The 10,514-nt window shown below is 30.7% G+C and carries 10 protein-coding genes; 4 read left to right on the top strand and 6 right to left on the bottom strand.

Annotated elements, in window-relative coordinates; genetic code table 11:
* Positions 1 to 242: 242 nt before the first annotated feature.
* From ABW636_RS00305 to ABW636_RS00280, 6 genes are all read right to left on the bottom strand, one after another.
* The gene (locus ABW636_RS00305) at positions 243 to 2,303 is read right to left on the bottom strand and encodes a M13 family metallopeptidase (RefSeq protein ID WP_367587945.1); all 2,061 of its coding nucleotides are present in this window, start codon (positions 2,301 to 2,303) and stop codon (positions 243 to 245) included.
* 368 nt (positions 2,304 to 2,671) lie between these two features.
* Positions 2,672 to 3,127 (bottom strand): RES family NAD+ phosphorylase, encoded by a 456-nt coding sequence (locus tag ABW636_RS00300; protein WP_367587944.1) that lies wholly within the window; start codon positions 3,125 to 3,127, stop codon positions 2,672 to 2,674.
* Positions 3,127 to 3,579: an Xre family toxin-antitoxin system antitoxin gene (locus tag ABW636_RS00295; RefSeq protein WP_367587943.1), complete on the bottom strand. Its 453-nt coding sequence runs from the start codon at positions 3,577 to 3,579 to the stop codon at positions 3,127 to 3,129. The genes ABW636_RS00300 and ABW636_RS00295 overlap by 1 nt, the downstream gene beginning before the upstream one ends.
* A gap of 46 nt (positions 3,580 to 3,625) precedes the next feature.
* Entirely contained in the window at positions 3,626 to 3,946 is a 321-nt protein-coding gene (locus tag ABW636_RS00290) for a hypothetical protein (RefSeq protein WP_367587942.1), read from the bottom strand.
* A 42-nt stretch (positions 3,947 to 3,988) separates the two neighbouring features.
* Positions 3,989 to 4,363: a hypothetical protein gene (locus ABW636_RS00285; protein WP_367587941.1), complete on the bottom strand. Its 375-nt coding sequence runs from the start codon at positions 4,361 to 4,363 to the stop codon at positions 3,989 to 3,991.
* Positions 4,364 to 4,440: 77 nt separating this feature from the next.
* On the bottom strand, positions 4,441 to 4,737 hold the full coding sequence (locus ABW636_RS00280) for a hypothetical protein (protein WP_367587940.1): 297 nt from the start codon (positions 4,735 to 4,737) through the stop codon (positions 4,441 to 4,443).
* Between the two features lie 338 nt (positions 4,738 to 5,075).
* Here ABW636_RS00280 and ABW636_RS00275 point away from each other — a divergent pair, with 338 nt between their 5' ends.
* The 4 genes from ABW636_RS00275 (at position 5,076) to ABW636_RS00260 (ending at position 10,511) form a co-directional block, all read left to right on the top strand.
* The gene (locus ABW636_RS00275) at positions 5,076 to 5,609 is read left to right on the top strand and encodes a hypothetical protein (RefSeq protein ID WP_367587939.1); all 534 of its coding nucleotides are present in this window, start codon (positions 5,076 to 5,078) and stop codon (positions 5,607 to 5,609) included.
* A gap of 293 nt (positions 5,610 to 5,902) precedes the next feature.
* Complete coding sequence (locus ABW636_RS00270; protein WP_367587938.1) at positions 5,903 to 7,306, top strand: ATP-binding protein; 1,404 nt, start codon at positions 5,903 to 5,905, stop codon at positions 7,304 to 7,306.
* A 291-nt stretch (positions 7,307 to 7,597) separates the two neighbouring features.
* Positions 7,598 to 8,893: a carboxypeptidase-like regulatory domain-containing protein gene (locus ABW636_RS00265; RefSeq protein WP_367587937.1), complete on the top strand. Its 1,296-nt coding sequence runs from the start codon at positions 7,598 to 7,600 to the stop codon at positions 8,891 to 8,893.
* 163 nt (positions 8,894 to 9,056) lie between these two features.
* Entirely contained in the window at positions 9,057 to 10,511 is a 1,455-nt protein-coding gene (locus ABW636_RS00260; RefSeq protein WP_367587936.1) for a S41 family peptidase, read from the top strand.
* The last annotated feature ends 3 nt before the right edge of the window (positions 10,512 to 10,514 follow it).

The raw sequence follows: 10,514 nt of genomic DNA, 5'->3' as shown, positions 1-10,514 counted from the left end.
TTTATCTCCCGTAATTCCACAAATTATTTTTTCTATTTTGTAAATTATCTTTGATAAATATTCCCTAACCCTACATTAAAGTGTTTTTAATGCTTTACAAAATAAAAGCAGCAAAATTAAACTTTATTACTCCTATCGTATCTAGAAAAAAGCCTAGACTACTGAAACTACAGAAAAAAAAGGTCAAAAAAAAATCTGCTTGTTAAGCAGATTTTTTAATAATGCGACAATTTGTTTTCAAATTACCATATATGTACTCTTTTTTCTGGTGCTAGATACATACTATCTCCTTCTTTAATATCAAAAGCATCATAAAATGCCTGAACATTTAACAATGGTTGAATAGCACGTGTGGTCCCTGGGGAATGAGGGTCAGTCTTAATTTGGGTTCTTAATGCGTCTTCTCTAATTTTTGTTCTCCATACTGTTGCCCAGGACATGAAGAAACGTTGTTCTGCAGTAAATCCATCAATATCCTCTGGCCTTCCATTCTCGGCAAAATGCATTTGTAGCCCATCATAAGCTCCTAGTACCCCTCCTAAATCTCCTATGTTTTCACCTAACGTAAACTTACCATTAATAAAAATACTATCCAGTACCTCTATTGCACTATACTGCTCTGCAAGTGAATTTCCTCTTTCGGTAAACTTTTTTAGATCCTCATCTGTCCACCAATTTGACAAATTTCCATCTGCATCAAAACGAGCACCAGAGTCATCAAATGCGTGAGATATTTCATGCCCGATAACAGCTCCAATGCCTCCATAATTAACAGCTTCATCTGCAGTATAGTTATAAAATGGAGGTTGCAAAATAGCCGCAGGAAATACAATTTCATTAAATAATGGATTAAAATATGCATTTACTGTTTGGGGAGACATTCCCCATTCTGTTTTATCAACAGGCGCTCCTATTTCTTCAATTGATTTTTTGAATGACCACTCTGAGACAGCCATTGTATTTTCGAAATTAGAATTTCCTTCTTTTATATTTAAATCAGAATAATCTTCCCACTTATTAGGGTATCCTATCTTTACTGTAAATTTATCTAACTTTTCTATCGCCTTAATTTTTGTACTATCACTCATCCAATCCAGCGTTTCTATTCTTTTTTGATAGGCTTTAATTACATTTGCAATCATTTTCTCTGCTTTGGCTTTGGCTTCAGGAGGAAATTTTGCATCTACATACAACTGTCCAATTGCTTCTCCTATCGAATTATTAACTCTACTTAACGCTCTTTCTTTCAGAGGTCTTTGTTTTTTAGCTCCGTTTAGTGTTTTTTGATAAAAGTCCCAATTTGCTTTCTCTATTTCTGTAGATAATGATCCTGTAACATTATTTAATGTAGACCATCTAATTACCGTTTTTAGATCTTCTATATCTGTGGTTGCTAAAACATCTTGCAATACTCTCATATACTTTGGTTGTAAAACCATAACCGTATCTAGTCTCTTTTCTACCCCCAAATCTTTCATTAATTTCTCCCAATCTACAGAAGAGGTCATTTCTGAAAGTTGTTCCACACTTCTTGGATTATTAAAGTTACGAGCATCACGACTTTCTACTTTATCCAGTCTGGGAGTAGCTAATTTGGTTTCTATTGCTAAGATAGTTTCTGCTGCTTTGCGAGCTTCTTTTTCTGTATCTCCTATAAACTGAAGCATACGTGCGATATGATCTATATATTGCCCTCTTATTTCTTTCGATTTTTCATCCTGGTCCAAATAATAGTCTCTTTCTGGTAGCCCTAAGCCTCCGGTAGTTACATAAGGAGCATTTATAGTACTATTATTAAGATCAGGAAAAGAAGTAAATCCAAAAAATGGTGAAGAAGCAGCTATTTCTGTAGCTAATACCGATTGAATATCTTTGATACTCTTTATACCTTCAATTTTTTCTAACACAGGTTTTAAAGGGTTAATTCCCGCTTTATCACGTGCAACTGTATCCATAATAGATTCGAAAACAACCAATGCTTTAAACTGATCCGTTTCTGGAGTATATTTACCACTAGATTTTGCTTCTTCTAAGATTTTGAGTACATCATCATCTGTTTTTTTTCTCAGTACCCCAAAACCACCCCACCGCGTTCTATCCTCGGGGATCTCTGTAGTTTTCATCCAATTACCATTCACATAATTATAAAAGTCTTCTTTGGGATTAACAGTGGTGTCCATATTTTCAAGAACTATTCCCGGAATTTTCTCTACGTTGGCAATGTTTTCACTGGCTTCTTTTTTTGTTTCGTTTTTACAACTTACAAAGGCTATAATGAATAGTGATAAACATATGAGCTTCATTTTTGTATCCATTCTACTATTAAAATTAAGATTAGTTATTAGTTGATATCGTATACTTCTAAGATAAAATAGTGTACTTATCAGTATTGTAATTTATATAAAATGTAGAGTGAACCGGATTTCCAGGTATATTTTTAACGAAAAAATAAGATTTTACCAATGACCAATACCATATTTATAAATATTTCTTATTGAATGTATCTTTTTTGATATTTTGAGCTACAAAGCTCATATTTATGCTCTATTTGTGCTAACTCCTTTTCCAAAGTTCTCTCTCCTAGGCCTAACATCAACATTAAAGTAAAAAAACAACTATACTTTAATCCAAAAATCAAATTTTGGATTAAAAATCAGTATTCGAGATTAGTTTATTTTAATAACCTAGGGTCAAAATGAAAAGGTGCTATCTTAATAATTTTTACCTCATTAAATTTTGGGTGATTAGGGTTGATCAAAAGATTTTCTTCAAAAGGTATGATAATACTAGGTATTCTAAGACCTAAAAATTTTTCTTTGGCAATCCAATCCATTGTGAAATTTTGTGCTTCTAAAGGCGCTGGTATTTCATTCCAGTTATCGGGAAGTTTTTTTACATTTACTGTTGTAATCAATTCATCGGGTATTGATATGGTTACAATTACCATATCGTCTGGCAGGTATGCTGCTGGTAAATGTGCTAATACTTCGAGTGCCGAAAGAGAAGCTGTGGTACTGGTATACAACATAGCAACCCCCTTAGGGTTCCACCTTCCTCCTACTGTTTTCGCACCAATCCCTGTAAGATCTTTACTATATTTTTGCTTTGCTATCCTATATACAAGCATTATACAAAAATACCATGTTCTATACGAACCAACTCTTCATTAAGTAACTGAAAACCAAAAGTCGTATCTAAAAGATCTTTTGGCTTTTTCATTGCTAAAGCAACATTAGGATGGTCCATCCAGTTTTTAAATCGATCCAAATCTCCAAAAATATTTTCTCCTTTTGCATAAAGCTTAACCAATTGCAATACTCTGGCACTAGCTTCTGTACTTAATTTTTTATTTAAATCATAACGTTGAATGGTGCGTTCTGACATATGAAGTATCTCGGCCAGTTCTTTAATATCAAAACTAATAAACTTGGCAAGATGTAATAATGCTTTTTTATCAATTCCATTTCTGGATAATTCGATAAAATCATACATATTATGTAACGGAATATCGATATTTAGATATCGTAATAATCCCTTGTTCTCAAAACTGTCAAAACTTAACGGTGATACTGCACTCATTTCCATATACTTTTTGACAAAAATACAAAAAAAAATGACAACTGTCTCAATATTTATATAAAATAGAATCTAATACGGGTTTTACCTCATCTAATCTAGCCTCCATAGATTTTATAGCAACAGTAGAAAGGTATCTTCCCAAAGGTAATACAGGTTTGATCATTAGTATCTGTTCTTCATCCAAGTTTGTTTTTTTTATAGTAAGTGGTATGGCTGTGGGTTTCAGTTTAACGATATAACTATTTGCTAATTTCCTTACTCGTTCTTTGGTATGACCGTATCTCACATTTTGTAAGGTAGTGAGAGGAACTTCGTATTGTGTTTCTGTATGTTTTATTTTACGTTCTTCGCTATTAGAGGTAATCAAATACTTTATACTTATCTTGGTTGATAACTGTGGAAAAGAATCCTACAGTACTTTTCTAAAAACTTCTTCGACACCCTTAGAAACTCCTCCTCCTATATTATCATAATACCCAGCATCTGTATATTGATCTGCATATGACTTACCAGATTTAGTTACTTTTCTAACCTCTCCTACAGGGGTTATAAAAGGAAAAGCTGCATTTATTCTCATTGCTGTTAATAACCCTATAGACTTATCGGGATGACTAATTTGTAAATCATTTATAAAATCGTTAATTCCTGTAAGAGGTCTTAGGTGAGTATACGTTACAGGGCTTATAACTTTATATCCAACAGTTTGCGTATGTGTTGTATTGATTAATAATAACGGAGGAATATTTTGACTGGTAATCGAACTATCTTTGTTTGCAACATGCATATAGAAAGATAAAAACTCCTGTTTTAAAATATCTCTATCTTGATATTTATAATAATGTTGATTAGGTATAAAACCAATTAGATTGTAAATCGATATATCTTTATATCTTTATAATTATAATAATAAAAATACTTTAGAGCATTCCAGATCAAAAAAGCCGAAAGAATAAAAAGAAAGAAATACAAAGGAACCACAAACAAAAAAGCATCTGCCTGGTTAAGGATCAATAACAAATCGGTCGTTTGAGGAAAATACCATAAAGTTACATACAAAGCCAAAATAAAGAATAGACCAATAAGATTATTAGATACCTCTGCTAAAAATACTTTTAACCAAATACTAAATTGTTGAAAGAACAACAATGGCTTTATCATTATTACTGTTGATTTAAGTTTAAACTTTGCTATAAAACTAACGAATAAAAAAAAGACTTCTCTTTAAATTATTCATCTTTTTTTAAGCACTAAAAATCAATCGCTTACAAAAAACCAAAAAAAACTAAAAAAAAATTATTCATTAAACCCCTTGTATTTAGGGGCTTTTACGTAATTGATATAGTTAAACAGTAGTATTTTATCGATGATTAACACAAAAAAGTTACGTTTTTAGCATAAAATATTGTATATTGTCGTCGAATTCGTGTTTTACAACGATGAAATACAAAGATAAGTAAGTTTTTACTTACAGAAGTTTAACCTCAAAACCAGACTTTATGAAAACATTTTTACTCATATCGGTAATGCTTTTAAGTAGCGTTACATTCGCAAGTACCAAAATTGACATTTCTTATAAATTAATGTCAGTAACAGAAAACACCATTGTTGACGGATTAGATGAAAATACAGAAGAAGGTGTTATTTTTATAACTGAGAGCTTACACCTTGAAAATGGAGCTCGTATAGAAGTAAGAAATGCATGTTTAATTATCTTAGGAGACTTAACAGGTAATGGAATCATAGATATTGATGATAGTGCAACAGTTACTTTAGAAGGTGAAGAACAAGGAAGAATTACGTTTATAAATAGATTTTTGGCAGACGATACTTGTCAGCAAACTAAAGATCAGAAAGTTTTTAAGCATATCAGAGAAGTACCTAGAGGACTTACCTATAGCTTATATAATATGTCTGGAAGGTTATTAGATAAAGGAGAAGTTGATGATTATCTTCATGATTATGTTGATCCTAAAACATATATGATCAAAGTTGAAGGATATAAACTTACCAAGATAATTTTTAAGCAATAATATATATTCATTAAAAGTAAGGTTTAAAATCCGTGGTTATTGGAGCCACGGATTTTTTTATTGGTTTACATATCTTTTCCATTTATTTTATTAAAATAACATATGAATTTTTAGTAAAAACTCTTATATTTAATAATCTATACTCTTATTACCACTAAAAAAGCACGTAACATACTTGTAAAAAAGTAAAGTTACTACTTACCATTAATCACAAATTTAGTAAACAAAGCCCCCCATTAAACAATAAAAAACATCAATCAATATTGAAGTAAAAATTAAACCAATTTTATATTATGGCGAGAATATTATGGTTTAAATCTGAGATGTTTACATATACGATCTATGGAATAGCATTTGGGTTTATGTTTCCTATTTTGGCAACAATTATTGATCTTACGAAACATGAGATGGATTTTTCTTTGGAAGCTATTATAGCAATTCAAAAAAAATATCCTATCCACTATATCATTGATACAGCACCTTTGTTTTTAGGTTTTTTTGCATCATTAGCAGGTAGGCATCTAGATGAATTAAAGGAAAAAAATAAAGAAATTATAAAAGGGTCAAAATTTAAAGAAGATTTTTTGGCGAATATGAGCCATGAAATTAGAACTCCAATGGTAGGAGTCATAGGAATGATTGATTTACTTTCTAAAAACACAAAATTAAATAGTTTACAAAAAGAATATGTAAACACCATTCATCAATCTTCACTTAACCTTCTTGACATTTTAAATCAAATATTAGATCTTTCAAAAATTGAAGCAGGCAAATTTACCTTATCTCCTACCCATAGTAATATTAAAAATCTAATACGTCAAAATATAAGTTTGTTTTCTGCTTCTGCCAAAGCAAAAAACCTGAATTTGGTTTATAATTATGATCCAAAATTACCAGAAACAATAGTGGTGGATGAGCACAGATTAACTCAAATTATCTCTAACCTGATTGGTAATGCTATAAAGTTTTCTTTTGAAGGAGATATTCATGTATATTGCTCTTTACAGTCTAAGGTTGAAAAAGATTTACTACTTAAAATTGAAGTCAAAGACACCGGTATAGGAATCAGCAAAAAAGATCAGGAAACATTATTCTCTCGCTTCAGTCAATTTCATGACGCTGCTTCTTTTAATAGTAAAGGCAGTGGTTTAGGACTTACGATATGTAAAAAACTTGTTAGCTTAATGCAGGGTACCATAGGGGTCGAAAGCGAGTTGGAAAAAGGAAGTAATTTCTGGTTTACTTTTATGGCAAAGGAAAGCCCCCATACTCCTTCAGAAAAAGAAGAGTTATTTCAACTGTCTGAAACACAAAAGTACAAACTAAACGTTCTTTTGGTAGAAGATTCTGAAATAAGCATACTTGTATCCAAACAGATTCTTAAATACCTCGGTTGCACAGTAGAAATAGCTAAAGATGGCCTACAGGCAATAAATATTTTCGAAGAAAACACCTTTGATCTAATCTTAATGGATATTAACCTTCCAGAATTAAATGGGCTACAGACCTGTAATCTGATTCGTCAAAAATATAAAAAAGTACCTCCAATTATAGCACTTACCTCTAATGCACTTCCTGGGGATGCAGAACTTTATACTGCCAAAGGAATGGATGATTACATTACGAAACCATTTACAACAGAAATTATGAATATTAAACTAAAAAAATGGTTTGAAGAAAGTGTTCAAGAGTATTAATTTTTTAACCTAAAATCATGTTTTAACGTATTATAAATTAGGTTTTTTATTAAATTTCTTATCTTGTATTATACTTTTATCTAAATCATAAAAGCTATATTACACTTGTAATAAACTATATTTTTTACAACTTATGAGCAAGTATATTTTGTTAATTTATCATTTCAAGAATTAAACTCATAAAAGTCTATGATGAAATATAGTAAGTAATTCATTAGCAATTATTTGTCTATGTTCTTGCTGATTCAAGTTAGTATCGCAATTAGATAAATACAACTAAATATCCTAGCTATGAATAAGAATATAATTTTATTAGATAAATCACATAGGTTTTATCTACTTTTAAGCCTATTGATCATTTATTTTTCAGGAACCACGCAAGTATATTCCTATTTTCAAGACACCAATAATGATTATACAGAATATAAAGCATATGTACTCGATAGTCAAACCAGGTCTACGCTAACCTCTGCATCTATTTCTGTCATAGGCACCAATATTTCTACCGTAACCAATGATGAAGGAGAGTTTCTTTTGAAAGTATCAAATACCCTAGAAAATCCTAGTATTTTAGTTTCATATTTAGGATACCAGGATAGGATAATACCATTAACAGAATTTAATGGAAAAACTATTCAAATAAAGCTCACTCCATCTATTGTGGAGCTTTCTGAAATTAAAATAAGCCTTGCAGACCCAGAAACTCTTATACGTGAGGTTTTAAAGAGAAAAGGTAGTAATTATCTTGATCACAATACTATAATGACTGCTTTTTATAGAGAAACTATCAAAAGACGAAGAGCATACGTCTCTCTTTCTGAAGCAGTAGTAGATCTCTATAAAAATCCATATGGATCTCCTAAAACTGATCTCATTAAACTATTTAAAGCTCGTAAAAGCGCTAATTATAAAAAACTAGACACGGTAACTTTAAAATTACAGGGAGGCCCTACCAGCACATTGTATCTTGATGTAATGAAGAATCCAGAAATTCTTTTTACCAATAATATGACAGAAGTATATGAGTTTAGTTATGATAAATCCACTCAAATAAATGATAGGCGTATTTATGTTGTTAATTTTAAGCAACGACCAACCATTAAAGAACCATTATATTTTGGTAAACTCTATATAGATGCAGAAACATTAGCCATGACCAAGGCCAAATATAGTCTAAATGTTGAAGATAAAGATGAAGTAAGTAGAATGCTGGTAAGAAAAAAACCGCTGGGTGCCAAGGTACATCTTACGCTAGCTTCATATAACATTGACTATAAGCAAAAAGGAGGAAAATGGTATTATAGCTATGGAAGAATTGATCTTAATGTAAAAATAAAATGGAAGAGAAAACTATTTAATTCTACCTATAAATTAAATGCCGAAATGGCGATTACCAACTGGAAAAAGAATATTAATAATGAAACACTAAAGCTAAGAGATAGATTAAAATCATCTATTGTGATTAGCGATGCAGCTGCAGGGTTTTCTGATCCTATATTTTGGGGAGAATACAATGTAATCGAACCCGAAAAACCTATTGAATCTGCAATTAAAAAAATTCAAAAACAACTACAAAAAATAAACTAATTATCATGTAAAACAAAGATGTATCTAATAAATAGGTATTACCATGTACACATTTATCAATTGCAATTCAATTTTATTACTTTTACGCGGGGAAATAAAAACAATTGTAATAGCATCCATCAAAAGGAGTCTATTATACAATACAACACTTTTGGTATCATAAATGAATAGAATATGTCTTGTTATAATTTTTTGTATCATTACAGAAGTACTTTTTGCGCAAAAACTTATTGACTCTATCTCACTAAGAGAAGATTTTAATGTTTTTGAAAAAATTCTAAAAAAAGGTCACCCTGCATTGCATGATTACATCGATCAGGATTCTTTGGATTATATGTTTGAAAGCACAAAAGAGTCTTTAGCATTCGCAAGTTCTGACATAGATTTATATAAAAAAATACTTACTATATCAAGTAAGATCAAAGACGGAAATCTTCAGGTTCTCTTTCCTAATACGATAGGGACCGATCAATATTATTTCCCGTTAATTACAAAAATAATTAATCGCCAATTATATACTGATACAGATGATTTTGATATCCCCATCGGTTCCAGGATTAACTTAATAAATGACAGAAAAATTTCTACCGTCTTAGAAAAGTTAAAAAAATATGTTTCAACTTATGGAAATAACACCTCTCGAAAGTATAGAGAAATTGAACTAAAATTTGGGCTCTACTTTGCTTATGAATTTGGAATCCATAAAAAATTTATAATTCAATATACAACGCCTGATGGAATAGACACTACAAAGGTAATTCCCGCAGAATCTTTTGTAAAAGCAACTAGAAGAAATACAAATCGAAATTCTTATTTCGCTAATTTTCATGATCAACAAAATGGCTTTAGTTATTATAGTTCTTTTATTTCTGGTAACAGCCCGTTTGTTTATTATAAAAAAGAACTAAATACTGCTGTTTTAGTAGTAAATTCATTCAATGGTGATACCCGAGTCTTTAAATCAAATCTAACCAGAATTTTTAAAGAAATTAAGAAAAAAAAGGTACGACACTTAGTCATTGATATTAGACGTAACAACAATGGTTTTAGGGCCAATGCTATTCAGTTGTATTCTTTTATTGCTACTAATATTTTTAAGCAAAGAATAAGTGAATATGTAGCCACCATTAATATTCCTGAAAAAAAACATCTCGTAAGAACTTTTTATAATGAAAAACAATTTTTAAAAGATAAATTTAACTACCACCCTATTTATGATGGTTGGAAAATTACTTTTGATGATATGGAAACAATTATGGTTCCTGATAAACATAGATTTAAAGGAAACATCTATGTATTAATAAGTGGTACTACTTTTTCTGCAGCATCTACTTTTGCTCTCAATGTAAAAAATGATACCACCGCCACATTAGTTGGAGAAGAAACTGGAGGGGGTTATTATTTCTCTACAGGAGAGTTTCCTGTATACTACGAGCTTCCAAATACGAAAATTGGTTTAATAATGTATCTAGAAAAAATCAACCATTATATTAAAGATACTACTATTGCAAAAGGAAGTGGAGTGCCACCAGACAAACATATATTGCTTACTACAGAAGATTTAATTAACGGTACAGACCCAGAATTAGATTATATTTTCAGGCTTATTAAAGGATAGGTA

Source organism: Aquimarina discodermiae, assembly GCF_040786235.1.
In the GTDB taxonomy this organism is placed as follows: domain Bacteria; phylum Bacteroidota; class Bacteroidia; order Flavobacteriales; family Flavobacteriaceae; genus Aquimarina.
Note: the sequence above shows the minus strand (reverse complement) of the source record. Positions and strands in the feature narration are given on the sequence as shown.